The organism is Paracoccus contaminans (assembly GCF_002105555.1).
Taxonomy (GTDB): Bacteria; Pseudomonadota; Alphaproteobacteria; order Rhodobacterales; family Rhodobacteraceae; genus Paracoccus; species Paracoccus contaminans.
On sequence record NZ_CP020612.1, the window covers coordinates 743470 to 770072 of the forward strand.

The 26603-nt window shown below is 70.0% G+C and carries 28 protein-coding genes and 1 pseudogene; 14 read left to right on the top strand and 15 right to left on the bottom strand.

The features are described 5' to 3' along the window. Positions 1 to 47: 47 nt before the first annotated feature. Positions 48 to 1196: a GNAT family N-acetyltransferase gene (locus tag B0A89_RS03570; protein WP_085376954.1), complete on the bottom strand. Its 1149-nt coding sequence runs from the start codon at positions 1194 to 1196 to the stop codon at positions 48 to 50. A gap of 113 nt (positions 1197 to 1309) precedes the next feature. Then, a complete protein-coding gene (locus B0A89_RS03575; protein ID WP_085376955.1) occupies positions 1310 to 2182 on the bottom strand; it encodes a branched-chain amino acid aminotransferase in 873 nt (290 codons plus the stop codon). A gap of 152 nt (positions 2183 to 2334) precedes the next feature. Here B0A89_RS03575 and B0A89_RS03580 point away from each other — a divergent pair, with 152 nt between their 5' ends. Then, positions 2335 to 2886 carry a MarR family winged helix-turn-helix transcriptional regulator gene (locus B0A89_RS03580; RefSeq protein WP_085376956.1) on the top strand — a complete coding sequence of 184 codons (552 nt, stop codon included), beginning with the start codon at positions 2335 to 2337 and terminating at the stop codon, positions 2884 to 2886. Continuing rightward, entirely contained in the window at positions 2883 to 3602 is a 720-nt protein-coding gene (locus B0A89_RS03585) for a response regulator (RefSeq protein WP_085376957.1), read from the top strand. Before B0A89_RS03580 ends, B0A89_RS03585 begins: the two co-directional genes overlap by 4 nt. 127 nt (positions 3603 to 3729) lie before the next feature. On the opposite strand, the gene rfbA is transcribed toward B0A89_RS03585, so the two are convergent. The 4 genes from rfbA to rfbC all read right to left on the bottom strand — a co-directional run bounded on the left by rfbA (position 3730) and on the right by rfbC (position 7129). Beyond that, entirely contained in the window at positions 3730 to 4605 is an 876-nt protein-coding gene (rfbA, locus tag B0A89_RS03590) for a glucose-1-phosphate thymidylyltransferase RfbA (protein WP_085376958.1), read from the bottom strand. After that, the gene (gene rfbD / locus B0A89_RS03595) at positions 4602 to 5453 is read right to left on the bottom strand and encodes a dTDP-4-dehydrorhamnose reductase (protein ID WP_085376959.1); all 852 of its coding nucleotides are present in this window, start codon (positions 5451 to 5453) and stop codon (positions 4602 to 4604) included. The genes rfbA and rfbD overlap by 4 nt, the downstream gene beginning before the upstream one ends. Positions 5454 to 5516: 63 nt before the next feature. Then, entirely contained in the window at positions 5517 to 6554 is a 1038-nt protein-coding gene (rfbB, locus tag B0A89_RS03600) for a dTDP-glucose 4,6-dehydratase (protein WP_085376960.1), read from the bottom strand. Next, complete coding sequence (rfbC, locus tag B0A89_RS03605; protein WP_085376961.1) at positions 6551 to 7129, bottom strand: dTDP-4-dehydrorhamnose 3,5-epimerase; 579 nt, start codon at positions 7127 to 7129, stop codon at positions 6551 to 6553. Before rfbC ends, rfbB begins: the two co-directional genes overlap by 4 nt. Positions 7130 to 7221: 92 nt before the next feature. Between rfbC and rsmD the strand changes: the two genes are divergently transcribed. Next, positions 7222 to 7776, top strand: a complete 555-nt coding sequence (rsmD, locus tag B0A89_RS03610) for a 16S rRNA (guanine(966)-N(2))-methyltransferase RsmD (RefSeq protein ID WP_085376962.1) — start codon at positions 7222 to 7224, stop codon at positions 7774 to 7776. Positions 7777 to 7886: 110 nt separating this feature from the next. On the opposite strand, the gene mog is transcribed toward rsmD, so the two are convergent. Further along, a complete protein-coding gene (gene mog, locus B0A89_RS03615) occupies positions 7887 to 8426 on the bottom strand; it encodes a molybdopterin adenylyltransferase (protein ID WP_085376963.1) in 540 nt (179 codons plus the stop codon). A 160-nt stretch (positions 8427 to 8586) separates the two neighbouring features. Here mog and B0A89_RS03620 point away from each other — a divergent pair, with 160 nt between their 5' ends. The 4 genes from B0A89_RS03620 (at position 8587) to B0A89_RS14545 (ending at position 12010) form a co-directional block, all read left to right on the top strand. Beyond that, positions 8587 to 9240 carry a protein-L-isoaspartate O-methyltransferase family protein gene (locus B0A89_RS03620; RefSeq protein ID WP_085376964.1) on the top strand — a complete coding sequence of 218 codons (654 nt, stop codon included), beginning with the start codon at positions 8587 to 8589 and terminating at the stop codon, positions 9238 to 9240. Positions 9241 to 9293: 53 nt separating this feature from the next. Then, the gene (locus B0A89_RS03625) at positions 9294 to 10649 is read left to right on the top strand and encodes a TolC family outer membrane protein (protein WP_085378729.1); all 1356 of its coding nucleotides are present in this window, start codon (positions 9294 to 9296) and stop codon (positions 10647 to 10649) included. 21 nt (positions 10650 to 10670) lie between these two features. Continuing rightward, positions 10671 to 11597, top strand: coding sequence for a hypothetical protein (locus tag B0A89_RS03630; protein ID WP_085376965.1), 927 nt, complete (start codon positions 10671 to 10673; stop codon positions 11595 to 11597). 260 nt (positions 11598 to 11857) lie between these two features. Next, positions 11858 to 12010 (top strand): hypothetical protein, encoded by a 153-nt coding sequence (locus B0A89_RS14545; RefSeq protein WP_157115231.1) that lies wholly within the window; start codon positions 11858 to 11860, stop codon positions 12008 to 12010. Positions 12011 to 12059: 49 nt separating this feature from the next. On the opposite strand, the gene B0A89_RS03640 is transcribed toward B0A89_RS14545, so the two are convergent. From B0A89_RS03640 to surE, 3 genes are read right to left on the bottom strand one after another with little or no spacing between them, the layout of a single operon-like run. Continuing rightward, positions 12060 to 13139: a M23 family metallopeptidase gene (locus B0A89_RS03640; RefSeq protein WP_240558627.1), complete on the bottom strand. Its 1080-nt coding sequence runs from the start codon at positions 13137 to 13139 to the stop codon at positions 12060 to 12062. A gap of 34 nt (positions 13140 to 13173) precedes the next feature. Beyond that, a complete protein-coding gene (locus tag B0A89_RS03645) occupies positions 13174 to 13866 on the bottom strand; it encodes a protein-L-isoaspartate(D-aspartate) O-methyltransferase (RefSeq protein WP_085376967.1) in 693 nt (230 codons plus the stop codon). A gap of 5 nt (positions 13867 to 13871) precedes the next feature. Further along, a complete protein-coding gene (surE, locus tag B0A89_RS03650) occupies positions 13872 to 14666 on the bottom strand; it encodes a 5'/3'-nucleotidase SurE (protein ID WP_085376968.1) in 795 nt (264 codons plus the stop codon). A gap of 120 nt (positions 14667 to 14786) precedes the next feature. Between surE and B0A89_RS03655 the strand changes: the two genes are divergently transcribed. The 3 genes from B0A89_RS03655 (at position 14787) to copM (ending at position 17084) form a co-directional block, all read left to right on the top strand. Continuing rightward, positions 14787 to 15704: a sulfite exporter TauE/SafE family protein gene (locus B0A89_RS03655; protein ID WP_085376969.1), complete on the top strand. Its 918-nt coding sequence runs from the start codon at positions 14787 to 14789 to the stop codon at positions 15702 to 15704. After that, the gene (locus B0A89_RS03660) at positions 15701 to 16534 is read left to right on the top strand and encodes a TIGR02186 family protein (protein WP_085376970.1); all 834 of its coding nucleotides are present in this window, start codon (positions 15701 to 15703) and stop codon (positions 16532 to 16534) included. The genes B0A89_RS03655 and B0A89_RS03660 overlap by 4 nt, the downstream gene beginning before the upstream one ends. A 76-nt stretch (positions 16535 to 16610) precedes the next feature. Beyond that, complete coding sequence (copM, locus tag B0A89_RS03665) at positions 16611 to 17084, top strand: CopM family metallochaperone (protein ID WP_085376971.1); 474 nt, start codon at positions 16611 to 16613, stop codon at positions 17082 to 17084. Positions 17085 to 17087: 3 nt separating this feature from the next. Here the strand turns inward: copM and B0A89_RS03670 are convergent, their stop codons facing one another. From B0A89_RS03670 to ruvC, 5 genes are all read right to left on the bottom strand, one after another. Next, positions 17088 to 18263, bottom strand: coding sequence for a pyridoxal-phosphate-dependent aminotransferase family protein (locus B0A89_RS03670; protein ID WP_085376972.1), 1176 nt, complete (start codon positions 18261 to 18263; stop codon positions 17088 to 17090). Positions 18264 to 18297: 34 nt separating this feature from the next. Next, positions 18298 to 18486: a hypothetical protein gene (locus B0A89_RS03675; RefSeq protein WP_085376973.1), complete on the bottom strand. Its 189-nt coding sequence runs from the start codon at positions 18484 to 18486 to the stop codon at positions 18298 to 18300. Beyond that, positions 18479 to 19507, bottom strand: a complete 1029-nt coding sequence (ruvB, locus tag B0A89_RS03680; RefSeq protein WP_085376974.1) for a Holliday junction branch migration DNA helicase RuvB — start codon at positions 19505 to 19507, stop codon at positions 18479 to 18481. Before ruvB ends, B0A89_RS03675 begins: the two co-directional genes overlap by 8 nt. A 540-nt stretch (positions 19508 to 20047) precedes the next feature. After that, positions 20048 to 20725 carry a Holliday junction branch migration protein RuvA gene (ruvA, locus tag B0A89_RS03685; RefSeq protein WP_085376975.1) on the bottom strand — a complete coding sequence of 226 codons (678 nt, stop codon included), beginning with the start codon at positions 20723 to 20725 and terminating at the stop codon, positions 20048 to 20050. Next, positions 20722 to 21216: a crossover junction endodeoxyribonuclease RuvC gene (gene ruvC, locus B0A89_RS03690; RefSeq protein ID WP_085376976.1), complete on the bottom strand. Its 495-nt coding sequence runs from the start codon at positions 21214 to 21216 to the stop codon at positions 20722 to 20724. The genes ruvA and ruvC overlap by 4 nt, the downstream gene beginning before the upstream one ends. Before the next feature lie 124 nt (positions 21217 to 21340). On the opposite strand from ruvC, the gene B0A89_RS03695 reads away from it, so the two are divergent. From B0A89_RS03695 to B0A89_RS03710, 4 genes and pseudogenes are all read left to right on the top strand, one after another. Further along, a complete protein-coding gene (locus B0A89_RS03695) occupies positions 21341 to 24175 on the top strand; it encodes a monovalent cation/H+ antiporter subunit A (RefSeq protein WP_085376977.1) in 2835 nt (944 codons plus the stop codon). Then, complete coding sequence (locus B0A89_RS03700; RefSeq protein WP_085376978.1) at positions 24175 to 24522, top strand: Na+/H+ antiporter subunit C; 348 nt, start codon at positions 24175 to 24177, stop codon at positions 24520 to 24522. Before B0A89_RS03695 ends, B0A89_RS03700 begins: the two co-directional genes overlap by 1 nt. Next, a pseudogene (locus B0A89_RS03705) lies at positions 24519 to 26113 on the top strand (monovalent cation/H+ antiporter subunit D). The gene B0A89_RS03700 and the pseudogene B0A89_RS03705 overlap by 4 nt, the downstream one beginning before the upstream one ends. Next, on the top strand, positions 26110 to 26601 hold the full coding sequence (locus B0A89_RS03710; RefSeq protein ID WP_085376979.1) for a Na+/H+ antiporter subunit E: 492 nt from the start codon (positions 26110 to 26112) through the stop codon (positions 26599 to 26601). The pseudogene B0A89_RS03705 and the gene B0A89_RS03710 overlap by 4 nt, the downstream one beginning before the upstream one ends. Positions 26602 to 26603 lie beyond the last annotated feature (2 nt).

Genomic DNA, 26603 nt, shown 5'->3' on the forward strand with positions numbered 1-26603 from the left:
GGATTAACGGCTGGTAAGCCCGGTGCCGTCAGCCGGCCGGCATTTATCTAAAATACCATCTGCTGCGGCCCGCGCCGATAGGGGCCGAAGGCCGCCGTCTCGGCCATGTCGTCGCCCACCGCGGCGATCTCCTCGTCAAGGTAGCCGCTCAGGGCGCGGCGAAAGCCCGGATCGGCAACCCAGTGGATCGAATGGGTCTGGGCCGGCAGATAGCCGCGCGCCAGCTTGTGTTCGCCCTGCGCGCCCGCCTCGACGCGCCCAAGGCCATGCGCGATCGCCCAATCGATCGCGCGGTGATAGCACAGCTCGAAATGCAGGAACGGATGGTCCTCGATACAGCCCCAATAGCGGCCATAGAGGGCATCGCGCCCGATCAGGTTCAGCGCCCCCGCGACGGGAACGCCGCCGCGTTCGGCCATGATCAGCAGGCAGTCGTTGCGCATGGTCCGGTGCAGCGCGTCGAAAAAGGCGCGCGTCAGATAGGGGCGCCCCCATTTGCGCCCGCCGGTGTCCTGATAAAAGGCCCACATCGCGTCCCAGTGTTCGGGGCGGATGTCGTCGCCGCGCAGGCTGACGATGCGCCCGCCAAAGGCATTCGCCCTTTCGCGTTCCTTGCGCAGCGCCTTGCGCTTGCGGCTGGACAGGACGGCGAGGAAATCGTCATAGCTGCCATATCCGGCGTTCTGCCAGTGATACTGCGTCGTCGTCCGGCCCAGCCAGCCCTGTTCCTCGCCCAGCGCGCGTTCGGCCGCGGTGCAGAAGGTGACATGGGCCGAGGACAGCCCGGCCTTGCCCGCCACATGCTCCATCGCCGCCAGCAGGGCCGCCTGCACCTGGGGATCGGCCGCGATCAGGCGGCTGCCGCTGGCGGGGGTGAAGGGCACGGCGCATTGCAGCTTGGGGTAATAGCGCCCGCCGGCCCGCTGATAGGCGTCGGCCCAGGGATGGTCAAAGATGTATTCGCCCTGGCTGTGCGTCTTGACATAGAGCGGCGCGACGCCGGCGACCGCCCCCCCGATGCGGGCGACCAGATGGCTGGGATGCCAGCCGGTGCCCTTGCCGACTGACCCCGATTCCTCAAGCGCCGCAAGAAAGCGGTGCGTGGTGAAGGGATCGCCCCCCGCGCCGCATCCGTCCCATTCGGCAGCGGGGACCGAGGCGATCGAGGGCAGGACAGAGACGGTTGTTTCAGCCATGTCCGCCTAGATAATCACCCGCCGCCGCCGTTCAACGCGGGCGGCGGCGGGTGCTTCTTCTGCATGAAAATATCCCGCGGGGGCGCGGGGGCGCGAAGCCCCCGCCGCAACGGTCACGCCCGGACCAGCGCCTCATAGCTTTCGGCGATCCCGCGGGTGGTGGCCCCGACCTGGAAATGCCACTCGTCCCCGATCTGCGCGACCGGCGTGACCTCGGCGGCCGAGCCGGTCAGGAAACATTCCTGGAACTCCGCGACCTCCTCGGGCAGGATATGGCGCTCATGCACGACCATCCCCTGGTCCTTGCACATCTGGATCACCGTCTGCCGGGTGATGCCGTTCAGGAAGGCGTCGGCCAGCGGCGTGTGAATCTCGCCATCCTTGACGAAGAACACGTTGGCGCCCGTCGCCTCGGCCACATAGCCGCGATAGTCCATGAACAGCGCGTCCGAGCAGCCCTTCTTTTCCGCCGCGTGCTTGGACATGGTGCAGATCATGTAAAGGCCCGCCGCCTTGGCCTCGGCCGGGATCGTCTCGGGGCTGGGCCGCTTCCACTTGCTGATGTCAAGTTTCGCGCCCTGCCACTTGGCATCGCCGTAATAGCTGCCCCATTCCCAGGTGCAGATCGCCAGCCGCACCGGGTTGTGGCTGGCCGCCACCCCCATGTCCGGCCCCGCGCCGCGAAAGGCGATGGCGCGCACATAGGCGTTGGTGAAGCCGTTGGCGCGCAGCACCTCCTCCTTGGCGGCGACGATCTGGTCGGCCGTCCAGGGGATCTCCATGTCGATCAGTTCGCCCGATTTCAGCAGCCGCTCGGCATGCTCGCGGGTCTTGAAGATCTTGCCGTCATAGCAGCGCTCGCCCTCGAACACGGCGCTGGCATAGTGAAGGGCGTGGGTCAGGATGTGCACGCGCGCGTCCCGCCAGTCCACCAGTTCCCCATCCATCCAGATCTTGCCGTCCCGATCCTCGTAGCTCTGTGCCATGACAGTCCCTTGGCCGCGTTCATTTCGAATGTTTCGTCGGCATCCTCTCAAGCGGTCAGAAAGTTGCGCCGGCGAACCCAGCGGTAGAGATTGATTCTTGGAAAGTCAACATGCCTGCCCTATCCTTGGCCGCAGACCACGACGGGGACGGGATGCAGCGCAGCGGATCGAGAGACGGCCTGACAGGACCGGCAGGGGGCGAGAGCCTGCTGTTCCTGACCGACGAACAGATCAGGCGGGGGATCGAGGCGATGTATTTCGCCTATCGCGCCTTCACCGCCGATCCCGACCTGATCCTTGCGGAAATCGGCTATGGCCGCGCCCATCACCGGGCGCTGCATTTCATCGGCCGCGACCCCGGCCTGACCGTGACGGCGCTGCTGGACGTGCTGGGGGTGACCAAGCAGTCGCTGAACCGCGTCCTGCGCACGCTGATCGAGGACGGGCTGGTGGACAGCCGTGTCGGGCGGCGCGACCGGCGCGAGCGGCTGCTGACGCTGACTGACAGGGGCGCGGCGCTGGAACGCCGTCTGACCGAGGCGCAGCGATCGCGGATGAAGGCTGCCTACCGCGCCGCCGGGCCGCAGGCGGTGGCGGGCTTCCGGCAGGTACTCGAGGCGATGATGGACCGCGACATGCGCGCCCAGTTTCAGGCCCTGCGCGATGTCGCGGCCGAGGGAACCGCGCTGCGGGTGCGCGGATGACCGCTCATGCCGCGCAAGGCCCCGAAACGCATCTGCTGATCGTTGATGACGACGACCGCATCCGCACGCTGCTGCGCCGCTTTCTGGTCCGCAGCGGCTATCTGGTCACCACCGCCCGTGACGCGGCGCAGGCGCGGCGGCTGCTGGCGGGGCTGGATTTCGACCTGATCGTGCTGGACGTGATGATGCCGGGCGAGGACGGGTTTTCCCTGACCCGCGATCTGCGGCGGCGCAGCGAGACCCCGGTGCTGCTGCTGACGGCCAAGGGCGGCACCGACGACCGCATCACGGGGCTGGAATCGGGCGCGGACGACTATCTGCCCAAGCCGTTCGAGCCGCGCGAGCTGCTGCTGAGGATCGCCGCGATCCTGCGCCGCGTGCCCGCGGCCGAGCCGCGCGGCCCCAAGTTCCTGACGCTGGGCGCGATGCGCTATGACACCGCCAAGGGCGAGCTGTGGCAGGGCGAAACCCTGGTCCGCCTGACCGGCAGCGAACAGACGCTGATGCGCCGGCTGGCCGAAACCCCCGGCGAGGCGGTCGGCCGGCCCGCCCTGATCGAGGAGCTGGGCCGCGATCCCGACGAGGGGGGCGAGAATTCGGAACGGGCCATCGACGTGCAGATCACCCGCCTGCGCCGCAAGATCGAACCCGACCCGCGCGAGCCGCGCTATCTTCAGACGGTGCGCGGGGCGGGCTACATGCTGGTCCCGGACTGAGCCGCCGGACCGGGGCCCTGCCCCGGACCCCGGGATATTGCCATGCAGAAGAATGATCCGGGCGGGGGCGCGTTCTTCCGCATGCCGGGGCCATTCTGGGCGGGGCGCGAAACACCCGCGGCCCGCGTCAGTCGAGCAGCCGCCCCAGATAGCGCCCGTAATCGTTCTTGCCGAATTTTCTGGCCTGCGCCCGCAGCGCCTCGGCGTCGATCCAGCCCTGGTCATAGGCGATCTCGTCGGGCGAGCCGGACTGCATCCCCTGCCGCCGTTCCAGCGTGCGCACGAAATTGCCGGCATCCAGCAGGCTGGCATGGGTTCCGGTATCCAGCCAGGCATAGCCCCGGCCCATCCTTTCGACGTTCAGCCGCCCTTCGTGCAGATAGGTTTCCAGCAGGGTCGTTATCTCCAGCTCGCCGCGGGGCGAGGGCGCGACCGTCCGGGCCCGGCGGGGCGCGTCGGCATCAAGGAAATAAAGGCCCGTCACCGCATAGTTCGAAGGCGGCACCTGGGGCTTTTCGATGATCTGCTGTGCGCGGCCCTGATCGTCGAAGGCGACCACGCCATAGCGTTCGGGATCGGCGACGTGATAGCCGAACACCGTCGCATCCGCGCGCGCATCGGCCGTGCGCAGCAGCTCGGTCAGGCCATGGCCGAAGAAGATGTTGTCCCCCAGCACCATGGCCGAGGCCGCGCCGTCCAGGAAATCCTCGGCCAGGATATAGGCCTGCGCCAGCCCGTCGGGCGAGGGCTGGATGATCCAGGTGAAACGGATGCCCCACTGGCCGCCGTCGCCCAGAAGGCGCTGGAACTGCGCCTGATCCTCGGCGGTGGTGATGATCGCGATGTCGCGGATGCCGGCCAGCATCAGGACCGAGATGGGATAATAGATCATCGGCTTGTCATAGACCGGCAGCAGCTGCTTGCTGACGCCCATGGTGATCGGATAAAGCCGCGTCCCCGATCCCCCGGCCAGGATGATGCCCTTGCGCTGGCTGCTGCTCATGCGTTCAGTTCCTTGATGACGGCAGCCAGATCCGCGCGCCAGTCCGGGCGGGCGATGCCGAAGTCCCGGGCGATGGCGGTGCAGTCCAGCCGCGAATTGAGCGGGCGGCGCGCCGGAGTCGGATAGGCGCTGGTCGGGATCTCCTCGACCTCGGTCGCCATTCCCGAAAGGGCAAAGATGACGCGCGCGAAATCGGCCCAGCTGACATCCGGGGCGCCTGCAAAATGATGGATGCCGCCCAGCGCCGGGTCGGCCTGCATCGCCCGCGCCATCGTCACGACGGCGGCGGCAATGGCCGCGGCGGAGGTCGGCCCGCCGACCTGATCGGCGACGATGGTCAGGCGCGGCCGTTCAGCCCCCAGCCGGCGCATCGTCTTGACGAAGTTGTTGCCATGCGCGCTGAAGACCCAGCTGGTGCGCAGGACAGCCCACTGCCCGCCGGACGCGGCGATGGCGCGCTCGCCTTCCAGCTTGGTCGCGCCATAAACGCCCAGCGGCCCGGTCGGCGCATCCTCGGCGCGCGGCGCATCGCCTGATCCGTCAAAGACATAGTCGGTCGAGATATGGACGAAGGGCACGCCCAGCCCGGCGCAGGCCGCAGCCATCGCGCCCGGCGCCAGGGCATTCACGGCCCGCGCGGTCACCTCATCGCTTTCGGCCCTGTCCACCGCCGTATAGGCGGCCGCATTGATGACGGCCGCGGGGCGCGCGGCCCCGATCACCGCCGCGCAGGCCGCCGGATCGGCCAGGTCTGCCTCGCCCCGGCCGACAAACCGCGCCTCGGGAACCAGGCGCGCCAGTTCCATCGCCACCTGCCCCGTCCGGCCAAAGACCAGAAGATCGCTCATCCATCGGTTCCTTGTGTTCCGGCGGGCTTCTTCCTGGCCCAAATACCCATGCAGCCGCCCAACTCAGCCCTGCCCCAGCCGCTTGCCGACGCCCTCGCGCCCCAGCAGCGGGCGCCACCAGTCCTCGTTGGCCAGATACCATTCCACCGTCCGGCGCAGCCCTTCCTCGAGCGTAACCGAGGGGCGCCAGCCCAGTTCGGTGCGGATGCGGGCCGGGTCGATGGCATAGCGGCGGTCATGGCCGGGCCGGTCGGTCACAAAGGTGATCAGCCGCTCATGGGGCGCATCCTCGGGGCGCAGCGCGTCCAGATGCGCGCAGATCGTGCGCACCAGGTCGATGTTGCGCGCCTCGTTCTCGCCCCCGATGTTGTAGCTGCGCCCGACGCGGCCGCGTTGCAGGCACAGCAGCAGCGCATCGGCATGATCCTCGACATACAGCCAGTCGCGCACATTGCCGCCATCGCCATAGACCGGGATCGGCTGCCCGGCCAGCGCCCGCAGGATCACCACCGGAACCAGCTTTTCGGGAAAATGGAAGGGGCCGTAATTGTTGGAACAGTTGGTCAGGATGACGGGCAGGCCATAAGTCTCGTGCCAGGCGCGCACCAGATGGTCGGACGCGGCCTTGGACGCGGAATAGGGGCTGCGCGGGTCATAGGGGGTGTCCTCGGTGAACTTTCCCGTCTCGCCCAGCGATCCGAACACCTCGTCGGTCGAGATGTGGTGAAAGCGGAACCCCTCGGGGCGCCCCGCCCCGGTCCAATAGGTCCGCGCCGCCTCAAGCATGTTGTAGGTGCCGTTCACATTCGTCTCGATGAAGGCGCCGGGCCCGTCGATGGAGCGGTCCACATGGCTTTCGGCGGCCAGATGCATCACCGCGTCGGGCCGGTGCCGGGCGAATACGCGGTCGAGCGCGGCGCGGTCGCGGATGTCCGCATGCTCGAAGGCATAGCCGGGCAGCTTTGCCACATCGGCCACGTTTTCAAGGTTTGCCGCATAGGTCAGCGCATCAAGGTTGACGACCTGATGCCCGTCGCCCATCGCCCGCCGCACCACCGCCGAGCCGATGAAGCCCGCCCCGCCCGTCACCAGGATCTTCATGCGCGCACCGCAGGCGCGGGAAAATCGGCCAGGTCGAAGGGCGACTGCCAGTCGGCAAAGGCCGGCGCGGCGCGGTCCTTGTCGGACAGGATCGGCTCGGCGATGCCCCAGTCGATCCCGAGGCTGTCCCAGCGGACGGCGCCATCGGCCGCCCGGTCATAGTGATCGGTGCATTTATAGACGACCTCCGTGTCATCCTGCAGCGTCACGAAACCGTGCAGGAACCCCGCCGGCACCCAAAGCTGCCTGCCGTTGTCAAAGCTCAGCTCGACCCCGACCCACTGACCATAGGTCGCGCTGCCCTTGCGGGCGTCCACGGCCACGTCGAACAGGCTGCCCCGGCCGCAGCGCACCAGCTTGCCTTGGGCATGGGGCGGCGCCTGATAATGCAGCCCGCGCAGCGTGCCCCTTTTCGCCGACAGCGAATGGTTGTCCTGCACGAAGTCCGGCAGGCTCAGCCCCGCCGCATCCAGCGTGCGGCGGTTCCAGCTTTCCGAAAAGAACCCGCGATCATCGCCGAACCGGGGCGGGATCAGGATCAGGACGCCGGGCAGCGCGGTCTGTTGGATCTGCATGGGATCACCTGAAGGTCATGGTGGGCGGTCCCTTGCCATTTTCCGTCACAAAGGGAAAGCGTGGCCGGAAGGGCACAGTCGCAAGAGGGCAGATGCGGATCGTCGGAGGAAGGCTGCGCGGGCTTAAACTTGCCGAAATCGGCGCGGGCGATCCGGCCGCGCATCTGCGACCCACCACCGACCGGGTGCGCGAGGCGATGTTCAACCTGATCGAGAACAGCCACGGCATCTCGCTCGAGGGGGCGCGGGTGCTGGACCTGTTCGCGGGCACCGGGGCGCTGGGGCTCGAGGCGCTTTCGCGCGGGGCAGCGCGCGTGGCCTTCGTCGATGACGGCGCGGCGGCGCGGGCCCTGCTGCGCGCCAATGTGGAAAAGGCCCGCGCGATGGGGGCAACCGACATCTGGCGGCGCAATGCCGCCAATCTGGGGCCCAACCGCGGGCCGGCTTATGATGCGGTCTTTCTCGACCCGCCTTACGGGCAGGCCCTGGGCGAAGCGGCGCTCGCCTCGGCCCGGGCGGGGGGCTGGCTGGCCCCCGGCGCCCTGGTGGTGTGGGAGGAAGGCGCCGCCCCCGCCCTGCCGCCCGGCCTGACGCAGATCGACCAGCGGCGCTATGGCAGCACGGTGGTGACGCTGCTCAGATGCTGAAGCAGGTTCGGCGGCGCGTTCCGCGCGGCCGATCACCGAAACCGGCCCCGCCCTGCCGGACAGCGCGGGCCGGCCCCGCGACCGGGCTCCGCCTCGGGCGGGGCGGCATCTCAGGCCGGCCGGAACGCCCGGATGCGCTTTTCGTCCGTTTCGATCCGCCCCGCCCCGATCAGGTCAAGACAGTAGGGCACGGCGGCGAACACCGCATCCAGGCAGGTGGCGATGGCCGCCGGCTTGCCCGGCAGCAGGATCATCAGGCAGGCGTTGCGGATGCCTGCCGTCTGGCGGGACAGGATCGCGGTCGGCACCCCTTCGGCCAGCGAGGCGCGGCGCATCGCCTCGCCAAAGCCGGGCAGTTCCTTTTCGATCACATCGGCCAGCGCCTCGGGCGTCTCGTCTCGGGGGGCCGGCCCGGTGCCGCCGGTGACCAGGATCAGGTCCGCGCCAGCGCCGTCCGCCAGCTGCCGCAGCGTCGCGGCAACGCCCTCGCGCCCGTCGGGGACGACATGGCGGACGATCTCGACCGGCGAGGTCACGGTCTGGCGCAGCCAGGCTTCGGCTGCAGGGCCGCCGCGATCCTCGTATTCGCCGCGGCTGGCACGGTCTGACACGGTAACGACGGCGATGCGGGCGGTCTGGCGCTGGGACATGGCGGCTCTGGGGCAAGGACAGGGGGCGGCGCCATCCTGACCGCGGCGCGGGCAAAAGTGAACCCGCCCCTGCCATGAAGGGCGCGGCCCTTCGCCCGCCGTTGCCCGCATCCGCCATTCGTGCCAAGAGAGGTCAGCCCGACAGCCGGATTTGCCAGCGATGACCGATTTCCAACAGCGCCGAACGATGATGGTGGACACCCAGGTCCGCACCAATGACGTGACCCGCTATCCTGTGATTGCCGCGATGCTCGACATCCCGCGCGAGGATTTCGTGCCCGATGCGCGCCGCGATGTCGCCTATATGGGCGACAATATCGACCTGGGCGGGGGCCGCGTCCTGCTTGAGCCGCGCACCCTGGCCAAGATGCTGGACGCGCTGGACATCCAGCCCTCAGAGCTGCTCCTGGACGTGGGCAGCGGCTATGGCTATTCGGCCGCGGTGGCGGGGCGGCTGGCTCAGGCCGTCGTGGCGCTTGAGGAAAATCCCGACATGGCGGCGGCGGCTCCGGCCAGGCTGGCGGCAGCCGGGGCGGACAACGTGGCGGCCGTCCAAGGTGAACTGGCGGCCGGCTATCCCTCGCAGGGGCCTTACGACATCATCATGGTCAGCGGCGGGATCGAGCGGTTGCCCGAGGCCCTCGCGGGCCAGCTTGCCGAAGGAGGACGCATCATCGCTCTGTTCCGGGAAGGCGCACTGGGGCTGGTGCGGCTGGGGTTCAAGCGCGAGGGCCGGATCGACTGGCGGCTTGCCTTCCATGCCGCCGCGCCCGTCCTGCCGGGCTTCGCCCGCCAAGCCGAGTTCGTGCTGTGAGCCGGCGGTTCGTTCTTGCCGCGGCGCTGGCGCTGGGCACCGCGCTGGGCGGCATGCCCGCCCGGGCGGAATCGCTGGCCGACACGCTGGTGGCCGCCTATCGCCATTCGGCGCTGCTGGACCAGAACCGCGCCGTGCTGCGCGCGGCCGACGAGGACGTGGCCAGCGCGATGGCGGCGCTGCGCCCGGTGCTGCAATGGGTGGCCTCGCACACCTTCTCGCGCCCCGACGGGGTCGAGGTGGTCGCCGACAGCGTCCAGCTTTCCGCGCAGATGACGCTGTATGACTGGGGGCGCAACCAGCTGGCCATCGACATCGCCAAGGAACAGGTTCTCTCGACGCGCGAATCGCTGGTCGCGGTCGAACAGAACATCCTGCTGCAGGCGGTGCAGGCCTTCCTGCAGGTCCGATCGGCCGAGCAGGCGGTGGCGCTGAACCGGAATTCGGTCGAGCTGCTCTCGCGCGAACGGCAGGCGGCGCAGGACCGCTTTGACGTGGGCGAGATCACCACAACCGATGTGGCCCAAGCCGATGCGCAGCTTGCCCAGTCGCGCGCGCAGCTGGTGTCCGCGCAAGGCACGCTGGCCACGGCACGCGAGGCGTTCAACACGGCCGTGGGCAACTATCCCCGCAATCTGAATGCGCCGCCGCCCCTGCCCAAGCGCCCTGCCTCGATCGAGGCGGCGCGGGCCATCGCGCTCAAGACCCATCCCTCGATCCGGCAGGCGCAGCGCACCGTCGCCGCGGCCGAGCTGAGCGTCGCCGCGGCCGCGGCCCAGCGCCGCCCGACGGTGACCGGCTCGCTGGGGCTGGGCACGGTCCGGCGGCCCTCGACATCGCTTTTCGGCAACGGGGCGCCGGAAAACACCACCACGCTCAGCGCCGGGGTCGAGGCATCGCAGACGCTGTATTCCGGCGGCCGGCTGCCGGCGCTGCACCGCCGGGCGATGGCCCAGCGCGATTCGGCGCGCTCGGCCCTGCTGAACACCTCGCGCCAGGTGAACGAGGCGGTCGGCAACGCCTGGTCCAACATCGACGTGGCAGGGGCGCAGATCCGCGCCATCGACGAACAGATCTCGGCCGCGCGGCAGGCCTATGAGGGCGTGCGCGAGGAAGCGACGCTGGGCGCACGCACCACGCTGGACGTTCTGGACGCAGAACAGGAACTGCTGCAGGCGCAGGTGGACAAGGTTTCCGCCGAAGCCAATCTGCAGTTAGCACATTATCAACTTCTGGCCGCTATGGGACTCTTGACGGTTAAAGACCTCAAGTTGGGAATCCCGACCTATGACCCATCGGCCTATTACAGCGCGGTGCGTGACGCCCCCTATACCAGCACGCAGGGCAAGAACCTTGACCGGGTGCTGCGCGCCATCGGCAAGGACGAGAAAGGCCCCGCCCGCAACTGAACCCGGGGACGGGGGTCGGCCATGACCGACCCGCTGCGGATCGACCGCGCCCGCGCCCCTGGCGGGGACGAGGACATGGGCGACGTGCTGGCCTCGATCCGCCGCCTGATCGCCCAGGATGATGGTCCCTCCGGGACAGCGGCCGCGCCCGCCGCGGATGGGACAGGCTTTCCCCGCCCGGCAGCCGGAATGGCTGCGCCCGCCCCTGCGTTCCGGGACGCGGCCGGGGGCGGGGCCGAACAGCCCGGACCCTTGCGTCTGGAACGCACGACTGGTGCGGAATCTGCCGGGCTTGTCGCGTTTCCGTCTTTCGGCACCGCGCCCGCACGCCCCGCCTTTCTGCCATCCGGCACCCCCGTCACGCCGGCGGCGGCCTTGCAGACGCCTGCCGCGCCCGCAGGGGTGCTGCCGCTGTCGCCTGCCGGCACGGCCGAACTGACCGCCTCGCTGGCCGAAGCGGTCGGGGCCGCTGCCGCACGCATGGCCGAAACCGCCCGCCCCGCCGCCCCTGAGGAACATGCCATGCCCGACGATTCCGCCGAGCCGCCCTTCCGGCTGCGGCCCGATGCCCTGATCCCGGCCGCGCCCCCTGCCATGCATGCCGGCCCGGCTCAGGCGCTGTCGCCCCGGCCCTTAACCGCTCAGCCCCTCTCGCCGGTGTGGGGCGATGCTGGGGTCGAAGCAGCGGGCGACAACCCGGCCGAACCTGCGCCGCCCCCGTCCCTGGCAAGTGCAGGGGGGACAAGCGCCGGGGCTGCTGCTCAAAGCGCCGCACCCGCTGCTGCCCCCCCTGCCCCCTCTGGCTGGACCATGCATTGGGGGGCGCGCCATCCGATCCGGCCGGCGCAGCGGCTGGCGGCAGCACGGCCTTTGCCGGGGCCCCTGTCCTGCCTGCTGGCGAGGCAATCGGTGCCCGTGACGGCTACGCCAAAGCGCCCCCGGACCTGACAGCCCGCAGGGATGCCGCGTTCGGCGGCATGCCGGCCGCGGCTGAGCGCGCGGCCCCCTGGCCGGGCGCCGCGGCCACGCAGCCGGTGGAGATGCAAATGCCGGGCACGCAGCCGGCCCCGGCCCGCTCTGCCGCCGAGCCCAGGGCGGATATGCCCGTGCCGGCGGCCGGAACGCAGCACGCCGGCACCGCCCTTTCCCCGGCGGCCGCCCCAGGCACCACTCCCGCACCCTCGATGGCACAGCTTATGGAGCACCGCATGAATGCCCAACCCATCCGCGATCTCTTGCGAGAAGCGATCCGTGACGAGCTTCGCGGTGAAATCGGCCGGCAGCTTGACACCGACCTGCGCCGCCTGGTGCGCGAGGAACTCGCCTTGGCGCTGACCGAGGCGCTGGCCATGCCCGCCTGATCGAGTTCCGGCCCTTGCCCGAGCCGTTCCCCGCCCCCGCCCCCGAGGGTTACAGATAGTCCTCGGGATTGACGCTGTCGAAGCCGTTGCGGACCTCGAAATGCACAAGGCCGTTGTTGCGGGCGGTGCCGATGCTCTGGCCGCGCTTGACGCTGTCGCCCTTGGACACGGTCAGCTTGTCGACACCGGCATAGACGGTCATCAGCCCGCTGTCGTGGCGCACGACGACGATCGGCACGCCATCGGTGTCGCGGGTGACGGCGGCAACCGTGCCGCTGGCCGCAGCCGACACGGCCGAGCCGGGCGGGGCCGAGATGTCGATGCCCTCGTTCGTGCCCTTCTTGTAAGTCCGCACGATCGATCCATTGGCTGGCATGGCAAGCCGGCCGTTACCCGACGCCTTGGTGCGGGTCTTGCCCAGATTGGGCACGTCGGATTTCGGGGCCGGAGCGGTCGCGGGCCTTGTCGTTTCAGAAGGCAGCGGCTCGGATGCCGAAGGCGGCTGGGGTGTCGGCGATCCGGCGCCCGGGGCCGTGACCCTGGTGACGGGATCGGCAGAGCCTCCGGCCGGGATCGCCAGGCGTTGGCCAACGCGGATGCTCATCGTCTCGGGCAGGTTGTTGGCGCGCGCCAGATCCTGGATCGACACGCCATATTTGCGCGCGACCGACCAGGCCGTCTCGCCCGTGGCGACGGTATGGGTGCGCCCCGCCCCGGCCTGGGGCGCATCCTGCGGCGCCCTGGCTGGGGCGCCCGGCCCGGACCCGGCGCGCGCAGGCGCCGCGGTCGAGCCGGCAGCCTTGGCCGTGCCGCCCGATTTCGGAATCGCAGGTTGCGCCACCCCCTGCCCGGCAAAGGGATCAACCACCTGCGGCTTGGCGCCTGCGCCTGCGGCGGCCCCGGTGCGGCTTGCAGCCCCCCCTCCGCTTGTGCCCGCCTGCCCCAGCGGCCACTGGATCACCGGCATGGACAGGCGCGGCACGACCAGGCCCGTTCCGCCGCCGGGGGCGCCCTGGCCGGTTCCGCCGGGGGCCGTGCAGCCCGCCACCGCCAGAGCCAGCGCCGCTGCGCCCGCGCCTGCGCGCCTCAGCGGACCGCAATCGCGATGCGTGAAACCCCTGGTGACCATCTGCCCGTCCTCATCGTCTGTGGTGTTGCGGGGGTCATGTCTGTCCCAACCCCTCGACCAGCGGCACGAACCGCACCTGCCGCATCTCATCATAGGCATAGCCCGTTTCGGTGCGGGTGACGCGGATCAGGGTCTGCACCGCGTCCGACTGCCCCACCGGCACGACCATGATACCGCCGACCTTCAGCTGCGACAATAACGGCCCCGGCGGGTCTTCGGCTGCCGCGGTCACCATGATGCGATCAAAGGGCGCCTGTTCGGGCAGCCCGAAGGAGCCGTCCGCCACCCGCGCCGTGATGTTGGTCAGGCCCAGCTGCCGGAACAGCTGCTCGGCTTCGGCCACGAGACGGCGGTGACGGTCAACCGTCATGACCCGCCGGCAAAGCACCGACAGCACCGCCGCCTGATAGCCCGATCCGGTCCCGATCTCGAGCACCATGTCACGCGGACCGGGGTTCAGCGCCTGCGTCATCAGCCCCACGACCGAAGGCTGGCTGATCGTCTGCCCGCAGGCGATCGGCAGGGGCGTATCCTCATAGGCGCGATCCTCGAAATGGCCGCGCACGAAGGCGCCGCGGTCGATCCGCTCCATCGCGGCAAGCACGCGCGGATCGGTCACCCCGCGCGAGCGAAGCTGGAACAGGAACCGCATCTGCCGCTCGGCCGGTTCATCGCCGCACCCGCCCGACGGCACATCCTGTTCCCCATGGCCGCCTGCGGAACGCATCGCCCTCAGCCCTCGTCGAGCAGGACGGCAAGACGCCGTGTCGTTGCCGCGCAGGTCAGGTCGGGCCGCATCGGCGTGACGGCCGCATAGCCCGCCATCAGCGCCTCGACATCGCTGCCGGGCGCGGCCTGCGCATCCTGCGCCCCGCCCGTCACCCACAGGAAGCGACGCCCGTTGGGCGCGACATAGGGATGCGCGCCAAAGCGGACGCCGGCGCGGCGGCCCTGCGGCGCCACGCGCAGCCCGCGCACCCCGTCCGCACCCACGGGCGGAAAGTTCACGTTGTAGAACAGCGCATGGCCGTCGTCCCCCGCCCAATCGGCGCGGTCCAGCAGGGCGCGGATGATGCGCGGCCCCCAGGCGCGCGCGGCCTCGAACGGGTCGGCCAGCCCGGCCGTCCGCGGGCCGAGATACTGTGACAGCGCAATCGCGGGAATGCCCTGCAGCGCGCCCTCCATCGCGCCGCCGATCGTGCCCGAATACATCACGTTCTCGCCCGCATTGTTGCCGCGGTTCACGCCCGACAGGATCAGCGCCGGGGGTGATGAAGCCATGATGTCGCCCAGCGCCGCCAGCACGCAATCGGCCGGGCTGCCCTCGGCCGCCCAGCGGCGGGGGGCCAGCTCGGCGATCAGCGTGGGCTGGGTATAGCTGATGCAATGGCCCACCCCCGACTGCTCGAAGGCCGGCGCGACCGTCCAGACCTCGCCGTCGGGGCCGGCGATCTCGGCCGCGATGGCGGCCAGCGCCTCGAGGCCCGGAGCATTGATCCCGTCGTCGTTTGTGATGAGTATGCGCATGACTGTCCCGGCCGGTTCCGCCCCTTGATTAGCGCCCCCAAGCGGTCGTGCGCAAGCAAAGGCGAATCAGGGTTTGACCGCGGCGCCGGCGGGCGGCAGGATGCGGCAAACCGGGCAGCCATGCAGATTTTCCTTCCCATCGCCGAAGTGTCGGTCAACGCCCTCACGCTGATCGGCCTCGGCGCGATCGTCGGGCTGATGAGCGGGCTGTTCGGCGTGGGCGGCGGGTTTCTCATCACGCCGCTGCTGTTCTTCATCGGCATCCCGCCCGCGATCGCGGTGGCCACGGGGGCAAACCAGGTGGTCGCGTCGTCCTTTTCGGGCGTTCTGGCGCATCTACGGCGCGGAACCGTCGATATCCGCATGGGGGTCGTGCTGCTGGTGGGGGGCATCGCCGGCTCGGGCCTGGGCGTTCTGGTGTTCAACCTGCTTGCGCGAATCGGCCAGATCGACCTGGTGGTGCAGCTTTGCTATGTGGTGTTCCTGGGGCTGATCGGCCTGACGATGCTGCGCGAAAGCCTGTCGGCCCTGCTTGCGGCGCGCCGATCCAGCGGGGTGCGGCGGCGGCTGCACCAGCGCAGCTGGGTCCATCGCCTGCCATGGAAGGCCCGTTTCCGCGCCTCGGGTCTTTACATCAGCGTGATCCCGCCGCTGCTGGTTGGGCTGGCGGTCGGGGTGCTGGCGGCGATCATGGGGGTGGGGGGCGGCTTCATCATGGTGCCGGCGATGATCTATCTGCTGGGGATGCCGACCAAGGTCGTGATCGGCACCTCGCTGTTCCAGATCGCGGCGGTCAGCGCCTTCACCACGCTGATGCATGCGGTCAGTTCGAATACCGTGGATATCATGCTGGCGCTGCTGCTGATCCTGGGCGGGGTGGTGGGGGCGCAGATCGGCACCGTGCTGGGCGCGCGGCTGCGGGCCGAACAGCTGCGGGTGCTGCTGGCGCTGCTGGTGCTGGTGGTCTGCGGGCGGCTGGCATTCGATCTGGTGCTGCCGCCGGCCGAGCTGTTCTCGATCGCACCCGTCCGGCCATGAGGCGCTGGCTGGCCCTTGCCGCGGCGCTGCTGCTGCCGGTGCTGGCCATGGCGCAGGATGCGCCGGCCCGGCAGGCGCCGGCTGTCCCGCTTGCGACGGCGGCCCCGCCCGCCGCGCCGGCCGAGCGCATCGTCACCGGCCTGTCGCAAGACGCGGTGTCGATCAACACCAGCTTCACCGGGTCAGACATCCTGATCTATGGCGCGATCCGCCGCGATGCCCCGCCCGAAACCGGGCGCCCGCTGGGCATCATCGTGACGGTGGAAGGCCCCGCCCAGCAGGTCGCCGTGCGCCGCAAGGAGCGGGTGGGCGGCATCTGGATCAACACCCGCACGGTGCGGATCGGGGCCGCACCCGATTTCTATGCCGTGGCGACCAGCGGGCGATTGCCGCTGATGCTCGAACGGGACGAGGATGTGCGCCACCGCATATCGCCCGCGCTGGCCATCCGGGCGCTGTCGGGCATGACCGCGGCCGAGGATGCGACGCCGTTCACCGCCGCGCTGCTGGCGCTGCGCACGCAGGCGGGGCGCTATCGGGTGGACGAGGGCGCGGTCAAGATCACCGACGGCATCCTGTTCGAGGCCGATGTGCGGATGCCCTCGAACCTGGTCGAGGGGGATTACCGCGCCCGCATCTTTCTTGTCCGCGACGGCAAGGTGATCGACAGCAACCAAGCCCCGATCCGGGTGCGCAAGGTCGGGCTGGAACGCTGGGTCTATCGGCTCAGCCTCGAACGGCCCTTCTGGTATGGGCTGCTGTCGCTGGCGCTGGCGGTCGCGGCGGGCTGGGGCGCCTCGGCGGGGTTCCGCGCGCTGCGGCGAGGATAGGCGCGCTCACCCGATCGTGCGGGCACTGACGGGCCGGCCCGCGCGTTGTCCTTTCGTCAATGAACGGAGCCTTGCCATGACCCGTGCCCTTCCCCGCGTCCTGATCGCCTGCGCCGCGGGCCTGCTGGCCCTGCCGGCCGCGGCCCAGAACGCGCCCGCGCCAAACCCCGTCGCCGCAGCCAGCGCCTCCGCCCCTGCGGCAAAGCCCGCCACCGCCAATGACGCATTCGCCGCCGCGATGGAGAGGATGCACAAGGGCATGATGGTCGCGCCCACCGGGAATGCCGATGTCGATTTCGTGCGCGGCATGATTCCCCACCATCAGGGCGCCGTGGACATGGCCCGGATCGAGCTTGAATACGGCAAGGATCCCGAGCTGCGCCGCCTGGCCGAGACAATCATCAAGGCCCAGGAACAGGAGATCGCGCATATGCAGGCATGGCTCGACCGCCATGCGCCCGATGCCGGGGGCGCCGATGCCGCAGGGATGAAAGCGATGCCCGCGCACCCGGCGGCGGGCGCTGCGCCCCAGCCCCGCCCAGCGAACTGAGCCTCAGCCCGCGGCGCTGCGGCAGGCGATCTCGGCGGCAGCGGCGGCAACGCCGCCGCCCCCATGCGGCAGGCCCAGCGCGGTCATCCCCGCCTCGATCACCGCCAGCGTGCCCAGATGGGCATGGGCCGAAAGATGGCCCATATGCGCGATGCGCATCGCGTCATCGGGTTCGGCCGCGCCCAGCCCGACCCCCAGTGTAAGCCCGGCATTGCGCGCCGTCCATTCACGCAGCCGCGCCGCGCCGGGCAGCGCGACGGCGGTGACGGAACGCGCCCTTGCGCCCTGATCCGCCACCTGCGCGCGCATCGCCCCGCCTTGCCCCCAAGCCTCCAGCGCCGCCCATGTGGCCGCGGCCAGCCCTTCGTGGCGTGCCCAGGCGGCCTCAAGCCCCTCGCCCTTGAGCAGCATGTCAAGCGCCTCGGCCAGGCCATAGAGATGCTGGACCGGCGGGGTGCCGCCCCAGAACTGCCACAGCTCGGACGCAGTGATGCGGGGCCGCCAGTCCCAATAGGGGGTCGCCGCCCCGCGCCCTGCCGCGACTTTGTCCGAAAACCAGACAAGGCCCAGGCCGGGCGGGACCATCAGCCCCTTCTGGCTGGCTGAAACCAGAACATCCACGCCCCATTCGTCCATCCGCATCGGCTCGCATCCCAGCGAGGCGATGGCGTCCACCGCCAGCGCCGCCGGGTGATCGCCCATCGCGGCGCGGATCGCGGGAATGTCGGCGCGCACGGAACTGGCCGTGTCAACCTGGCAGACAAGCACCGCGCGGATGCGCCCCTCGCGGTCCGCGGCCAGCCGGTCGGCCAGATGCTGCGGATCAGGGGCGGCAAAGGGGGCGGACTCGATCGTCTCGACCTCGACCCCGATCCCTCGGGCGGCGGCGGCCCAGCCGCGGCCGAAATGCCCGCTGACCAGCACAAGCGCCCGGTCGCCGGGTGCGAACAGGTTGATATTCGCGGCCTCCCACGCGGCATGGCCGTTGCCGATATAGGGGGCGACATGGTGGCGCGTGCCGGCAAGGCGGCGCAGGCCGGCCATGACCCGCAGGTTCAGTTCGGCCAACTCGGCCCCATAGATGTCGGGCGATGGCCGGTGCATCGCCCGCAGCACCCGGTCAGGGACCGGCGAGGGGCCGGGAATGGCAAGCATGGGGTGGCCGGCGGCAAAGCTCATCAGGGATCCTGTGGGGCAAGGAGTGCCCCCTGTGCTATGCCGCCCGGCCGGCTCCGTCCAGCCCGGCGCGCCCCTGCCCGGGCACAGGCGCAGGCGCGCGATCAGCGCCTTGCCGGGCGATGGTGACGCGCCCCTCGGCGGCCTCCTCCATCGTGGCGCCCAGCGTCTGCATCATCGTCTGGCGCGCGAAACTGGCGCGCAGGCGGCTTTCCACGTCATTCATCGAACAATCCCGCCTGTGCCACCTTCGGGATGTCCAGCCCCAGATGCCGCCAGCCGATCTGGCCCAGCATGCGGCCGCGCGGGGTGCGCTGGATCAAGCCCTGTTGCAGCAGATAGGGCTCGATCACCTCCTCGATGGCATCCCGGCTTTCCGACAGCGCGGCGGAAAGCGTTTCCACCCCGACCGGGCCACCGCCGTAATGCTCGGCCATCAGCGTCAGATAGCGCCGGTCGGCGCTGTCCAGCCCCAGATCGTCCACGCCCAGCCGGGTCAGCGCCATGTCGGCCAGATCGCGGGTCAGCCGCCCGTCGCCCTCGACCAGCGCGAAATCGACCACACGGCGCAGCAGGCGTCCGGCGATGCGGGGCGTGCCGCGGGCGCGGCGGGCGATCTCGCGGGTGCCCTCGGGCTCGGACCTGATGCCCATCAGCCTGGCGCCGCGGGTGACGATCTGGTCCAGTTCCTCGGTCGTATAGAACTGCAGCCGTGTCGGGATGCCGAAACGGTCGCGCAGCGGCGTCGTCAGCAGGCCAAGACGGGTCGTCGCCCCGACCAGGGTGAAGGGCTGCAATTCGATCCGCACCGTCCGCGCCGCCGGCCCCTCGCCGATCACGAGGTCCAGCTCGAAATCCTCCATCGCGGGATAAAGGATCTCCTCGACCGCCGGGTTCATGCGGTGGATCTCGTCGATGAACAGCACGTCGCGGGCATCGAGATTGGTCAGGATCGCCGCCAGATCGCCCGGCCGCGCCAGCACCGGGCCAGAGGTCATCTTGAAATTGACGCCCAGCTCGCGCGCCATGATCTGCGCCAGCGTCGTCTTGCCAAGGCCGGGGGGGCCGTGGAACAGCGTATGATCCATCGCCTGCCCGCGCATCCGCGCGCTGTCGATGAAGACGCGCAGGTTGGCGCGCGCCTCGGCCTGGCCGATGAATTCCTCAAGCCGCTGGGGCCGCAAGGCGCGGTCCTCGGCGTCACCCTCCATCGGTTCGGGGCGCAGGGTGGGGTCGGGCTGGGTCATGAGGCCAGCTTAGCGGCGCCGCCCGGCGCCGGCCAGAGGGGCTTGACGTGAGGCAGGCTCAAACAAAATGCCCTTTTGAATCAGAAAAATAGCAGGGTCAGCCGCGACATCCCGCGCCATGACTGACAGGCGGTGCACCTGCCGGGCGCCCTGCGCGACGGGCAGGCGGATGGGTCTGCCAGCGGGATGGAAGGGCCGCAGTTCCTGGTAGTGCTGCGGGCCAACGGCTTGAGATGCATAGCCGTGCCGGGCTGAGCCTCGGCCCGGCAGGGCAGGACATCGCCAAGGTGCTGATCCGGTTGGCGATACATGCCGGTTTTCCGCGCGCCCTGGACGGGCTGGCGGCAAGGGCCGGCCTTGCGGCGCAGGATGAGGCGGGCGGGGCCCGCATGGCGGTGTGCATGATCCGCTACAGGCAAAGGGCGCTGCCCGGCCGAACGGGGCGCTGCGCCAACCCCTTGGCCCCTGCGGATGCTGTCCGGCTCAGTGCGGGGCGTCCTGGCCTGCGGCTTTGCCCGCCGGCCGGGATGCGGGGCGCCCTCACTCCTTGGGGGCGAGTGCGCGCAGCGCCGCGCGGATCAGCGCGGGCGTCGGCGCCTCGGGCTCGCGCGCCGCGGCCTCGGCGACCGCCCCGGCCGCCTCGGAGGGGCCATAACCAAGATTGGTCAGCGCCGACAGCGCCTCGGCCGAGGCCGCCGCCGATCCGGGGTTCCGGCGGACACCGGGGGGCGGGGAGGGCATGGGCGCGGCGGGGCTGTCCGCCTCGATCACCGGCGCGCCCGCATCCACCGTCAGATCGCCCCCCATCGCCATGATCGTGGGCGCCTTGTCCTTCAGCTCCATCACCACGCGCTGCGCCAGTTTCGGGCCGATGCCGGGCGCCTTGCGCACCGCCGACCAGTCGCCCAGCGCGATGGCGCGCCCCACCCCCTCGGCCCCCAGCGTTCCCAGGATCGCCAGCGAGGCTTTCGCCCCGATCCCCTGCACGGATGTCAGCAGCCGGTGCCATTCCTTTTCCAGCAGGCTGGGAAAGCCGAACAGCTGCAGCAGATCCTCGCGCACCAGCAGGTCGGTATACAGCGCCGCCGCCTGCCCCACCGGCGGAAGGCTGGCGGCGGTCCGCTCGCTCACATGGACGATATAGCCCACGCCCCGCACGTCGATCAGGACATGGTCGGCGGCGCGGTGCAGGATGATCCCAGCGATGCGGCCGATCACGCGACCACCTTGATGCGCAGCACGCGGCTTTGCAGATGGCGGGCGTGGCAGATGGCGATGGCCAGCGCATCGGCGGCATCCGGCCCGGCCAGGTCCACCCCCGGCAGGACCAGGCGGACCATGTGTTCGACCTGCTGCTTTTGCGCATGGCCGACGCCGACGATCGCCTTCTTCACCGCATTGGGGGCATATTCCCCGACCTCGATCCCGGCCTGCGCCGGCGCGAGCAGCGCCACCCCCCGCGCCTGCCCCAGCTTCAGCGTGCCGACCGCGTCCTTGTTGACAAAGGTCTGTTCCACCGCGGCGGCATCGGGCGCATGGGCGGCGATGACCGCCGCAAGGCCCCGGTGCAGATCGCACAGCCGGGCCGCAAGACTGGCCGCGCCCGACCGCACGATGCCGTTCGCCACATGGGAGATGCGCGAGCCGTCCACCACGATCACGCCCCAGCCCATGTTCACCAGGCCGGGATCTATGCCCAGAACCCTCATCGCCTGCCTCGCTCGCCTTTTGCCCCCGGCTAGCACGAAGCGCGAACACCGCCTAGCGTCTTTTGGGCCGTTTGCTTGACACATGGCGCCAGCCTTGGGAAACCGGGCCAAACGGGGGAAATGCATGTCGCCAGCACTGATTGCTGCGCTGCCGTTCATCGGGGCGCTGCTGCCGGGACTGATGGTCCGCGCGGGCCGGTCGGCCGCCGCGAGCGCCTGCGCCGCGGCGAGCGCGCTGGCGCTGCTGGGCCTGCTGCTGCATGCGCCCGCCATCACCGCAGGCGAGGTCATTGCCACGCGCATCCAGTGGATGCCGCAGATCGGCCTGAACGCCGATTTCCGGCTCGACGGGCTGGGGCTGCTGTTCGGGATCATGATCCTGGGGATCGGGCTGCTGGTCATCCTCTATGCCCGGCACTATCTGTCGCAGGCGGATGCGGCGGGGCCGTTCTTCACCTGGCTGATGCTGTTCCAGGGCGCGATGACGGGCATCGTGCTGTCGGACAACATCCTGATGATGCTTGTCTTCTGGGAACTGACCTCGCTGTCCTCGTTCATGCTGATCGGGTTCTGGAAGCATCTGCCCGAGGGCCGGCAGGGCGCGCGCATGGCGCTGACCGTGACGGGCCTTGGCGGGCTGGCGATGATCGCCGGCTGCCTGATGCTGGGTCAGGTCGCGGGCAGTTACCGCCTCTCCGACATCCTTGCGGTGCGCGGGGCCATCCAGGGATCGCCCCTCTACCTGCCGGCGCTGGTGCTGATCCTGATCGGCGCCTTCACCAAGTCGGCGCAGTTCCCGTTCCATTTCTGGCTGCCCCGCGCGATGGCCGCGCCCACGCCGGTCAGCGCCTATCTGCACTCGGCTACGATGGTCAAGGCGGGCATCTTCCTGATGGCGCGGCTGTGGCCGGTGCTGGCAGGCACGCCCGAATGGACAGGCATCGTCGCCACCGCGGGGCTGGTGACGATGCTGGCCGGGGCGGTGATCGCGCTGTTTCAGGATGACCTGAAAGGGCTGCTGGCCTATTCCACGATCAGCCATCTGGGCCTCATCACCATGCTGCTGGGCCTTGGGACCGAGGAAGCGGCCGTCGCCGCCGTGTTCCACATCATCGCCCATGCGACCTTCAAGGCGGCGCTGTTCATGGCCGCCGGCATCGTCGATCACGAAGCGCATACCCGCTCGATCGCCAGGCTGGGCGGGCTGCGCAGGCTGATGCCCCTGACCTTCGCCATCGTGCTGGTCGCCGCGCTGTCGATGGCGGGGATCCCGCCCTTCAGCGGCTTCATTTCCAAGGAACTGATGCTGGAAAACGCCGCGCGCGCCGATCTCGGCGGGATGGCCTGGCTGGTGGGCGCGCTGGCGACGCTGGGGGCGCTGGTCTCGGTCGCCTATTCGCTGCGGATGATCGTGCATGTCTTCCTGGGACCGGTGCGCCAGGATCATCCGGCCCCGCCGCATGATCCGGGCATCGGGCTGTGGCTGGCCCCCGCGCTGCTGGCGGCGCTGGTGGTCGTGGGGGGGCTGGCACCGAACCTGACCTTGGGTTGGCTGGTCGAGGCCGCCGCGGCCGCCGTCACGGGCGCGCATCCGCACCCCCATTTCGCGCTGTGGCATGGCTTTACCCCGGCGTTGAAGATGTCGCTGGCGGCGATCCTGGGGGGCGCGGCGCTGCTGGCGCTGTGGCGGCCGGCCAACGGGCTGAGGCTGGCGCTGCCCCGCCCCGACGCGGGGGCGATCTTTGACGACATGACCGGGACGGCGGCGGCCTGGGCGCGCCGGTTCACGAGCGGCGTCACCAACGGGTCGATGTCGCGGGCGCTGGCGCTGCTGATGCTGACGGCCACCGCGGCGGGCTTTGCCGCCTGGCAGACCGGCCGGGCCGGGCCCGAGGTGCGTCCCATGCTGCCCGTCACCCCGATCGCGGCCCTGGGCTGGGTGATGGCGATGCTGGCCACCGGCACGATGGTCGCGCTGCATCGCCGCCGCATCCTCGCGCTGGTGCTGGTGGGGATCGTGGGGCTGATCGTCAGCTGCGCCTTTGTCTATCTGTCCGCCCCCGACCTGGCCCTGACGCAGATCACGGTCGAGGTGGTGACGGTCATGCTGCTGCTGCTGGCGCTGAACTTTTTGCCCAAGCGGACGGTGCTGGACACCGGCAACGTCAAGCGCGGCGCCGACGCCTTCGTGGCCGCGCTGACCGGCCTTGGCGTCGGCATCCTGGCCTATGCGATCATGCGGCGCGATTTCGCCTTTCCGTCGATCAAGGACTACATGCTGGCCACCAGCCACGATCTGGGGGGCGGCGACAACGTGGTGAACGTGATCCTGGTCGATTTCCGCGGCTATGACACCTATGGCGAGATCACCGTTCTGGGCATCGCCGCGCTGACCATCTTTGCGCTGACCGAAACGCTGCTGGCCGGGCGGTCGGGGCGGCGCCTTTCGGCGTGGAAGGGCGACATGCGCCGCGCGGGTGACCGGCACCCGCTGATGCTGGTGGTGGCGACGCGGGTTCTGCTGCCGATCTCGCTGGTGGTGGGGCTGTATATCTTCCTGCGCGGGCACAATGCGCCGGGGGGCGGCTTCGTCGCGGGGCTGATCGTATCGGTGGCGCTGGTCATGCAATACATGGCCTCGGGCTTTGCCTGGGCGATGCAGCGCCAGAACATCCCCTATCACACGCTGATCGGGCTGGGCGTGCTGTGTGCGGGCATCACCGGCGCGGGCGCCTGGTTCGCGGGCAAGCCGTTCCTCACCTCGGCCTTCGGTTATGTTCACCTGATCGGGGTCGAGCCGTTCGAGCTTGCCACCGCCATGGGCTTTGACACCGGCGTGTTCCTGGCAGTCGTGGGCGCGGTGATGCTGGCGCTGAACTCGCTCTCGCGGATCGCCCGCGCCGCCGGCCAGCGCGTGAACGCCGAGCCGATGGACATCCACCCCGAAAGGCCGCGCTGATGGAGATCTTGATCGCATCCGCCATCGGCTTCATGACCGCCGCGGGCGTCTATCTGACGCTGCGCAAGCGCAGCTTTGCGGTGGTGCTGGGCATGACGATGCTGAGCTATGCCACCAACCTGTTCCTGTTCGCCGCCGGCCGCATCGTCGTGGACCAGCCGCCCGTCCTGCGCGATGGCGTCACCGCCTATACCGACCCGATCCCGCAGGCGCTGGTGCTGACGGCCATCGTCATCTCGTTCGGGATGACGGCGGTCGTGGTGCTGATGGCGCTCGGCGCCTTTCTGGAAGGGGGCGACGACCGGGTGGACCTGCCCCGGCGCGAACGGGGCGGAGCGGACCGATGAACCACTGGCTGATCGCGCCCGTCGTGCTGCCGGCCTTTGTCGGCTCGCTGATCGTGCTGGGCATGCGCCATGACCTGGTCCTGCAACGCGTTGCCTCGATTGCGGCCACGGCGCTGCAACTGGCCATCGCCGTCTGCCTGATGGTGCAGGCGATGGACGGGACGGTGCAGGTCTATCGGCTGGGCAACTGGGCCGCGCCCTTCGGCATCGTGCTGATGCTGGACAGGCTGGCGGCGCTGATGCTGGTGCTGACGGCGGGGCTGGCGCTGGTGGTGCAGCTCTACGCCCTCGGCTCGGGCTGGGATCGCAAGGGCTGGCATTTCCATGCGCTGTGGCAGTTCCAGCTGATGGGCCTGTCCGGCGCCTTCCTGACCGGAGACGCCTTCAACCTGTTCGTGTTCTTCGAGATCCTGCTGATCGCCAGCTATGGGCTGATGATCCACGGGGGGGCGATCTGCGGCTGCGCGCCGGGGTGCAGTATGTCGTCTACAACCTTGCCGGATCGTCGCTGTTCCTGGCGGCGCTGGGAACCATCTATGCCGTGACCGGCACCCTGAACATGGCCGACCTGTCGGTGCGCGTCGCGCAGATGCCCGCCACCGACACCGCGCTGCTCAGGGTGGGGGCGGTGCTGCTGATGCTGGTCTTTGCCATCAAGGCGGCGCTGGTGCCGCTGCATTTCTGGCTGCCGGCGACCTATGCCCGCGCGCCCGGCCCGGTCGCCGCGCTGTTTGCGATCATGACCAAGGTCGGGGTCTATGCGATCATCCGCTTCTTCACCCTCGTCTTTCCCGCCGACAGCGTGATCGAACGCTTCGGCGCCGATCTGCTGCTGCCGGCGGCGCTGGTCACGCTGATCGTCGGGCAGGTGGGCGTTCTCGGCTCGCGCCATCTGGGGCGCATGGCGGCCTTTGCCGCGCTTGGCTCGGTCGGCACGCTGATGGCCGCGGTGGCGCAGTTCCGCCAGCCGGGGCTGGCCGCGGGGATCTGGTATCTGGCCCATTCGACGCTGGCCTCCGCCGCGCTGTTCCTGGCGGTCGATCTGATCGGCGCGCGGCGCAGCGGGGGCAGCCTCGCGCTGCGCCCGCTGCCGCCGATCGCGCAGGGCGGGATCGTGGGGGCGCTGTTTCTTGCCGCAGCCATCGGCATTGCCGGTTTGCCGCCCCTGTCGGGGTTCCTGGGCAAGCTGGCGATCCTTCAGGCCGTGCGCAACGGGGATGCGCCGGTGCTGATCTGGGCCTGCATGCTCGGCGCCTCGCTGGCGGCGATCTATGGGCTGGCGCGGGCCGGATCGCTGGTATTCTGGCGCGCCCACCAGCAAGGCGTGGCGCCTGCCGTCGAGGGCCGCCCCCGCCCTGATCTGCGCCCCCTGCCCCCGCGGGTCGAGCCGGAGGAGCCGGTGCAGGATCTGCCCGATGCCGCCTCGCCCGCGCTGGCGCTGGCGGCGGCGGCGGCGCTGGTCGCGGCCATGGCGCTGCTGACCATCATGGGCGGGCCGGTGATGCGCTATGCGCAGGAAACCGCCCGCCAGCTGGCCGACCCCGCCGCCTATGTCCAGGCGGTACTGACCGGGCAGGAGGGGACGAAATGATCCGCCGCATCCTGCCCCATCCCCTGCTGTCGCTGGCGGTCGCGCTGGTCTGGATGCTGCTGGTCAACCGCCTGGCCTGGGGCTCGGCCGTGTTCGCGCTGGTGCTGGGGCTGGTGATCCCCGCCGTCACCGCGCCCTATTGGCCCGGACGCCCGCGCATCGGCAGCCCCCTGCGCATCGCAGCCTATGGGCTGATCGTGCTGTGGGACATCATCAAGGCCAACCTGGCAGTGGCGCGGATCGTGCTGTTCATGCCGCGCGCCGCCCTGCGGCCCTGCTGGCTGACAGTGCCGCTGGACCTGACCTCGCCCGAGGCGATCACGGTGCTGGCCTCGACCATCACGCTGACCCCCGGCACCGTTAGCTGCGATCTGTCCGAGGACGGGCGCGCCCTGCTGATCCACTGCCTGCACGCGCCCGATCCGGCCTCGGTCCTGGACGAGATCAAGACCCGTTACGAGGCCCGCCTGAAGGAGATATTCCGGTGACG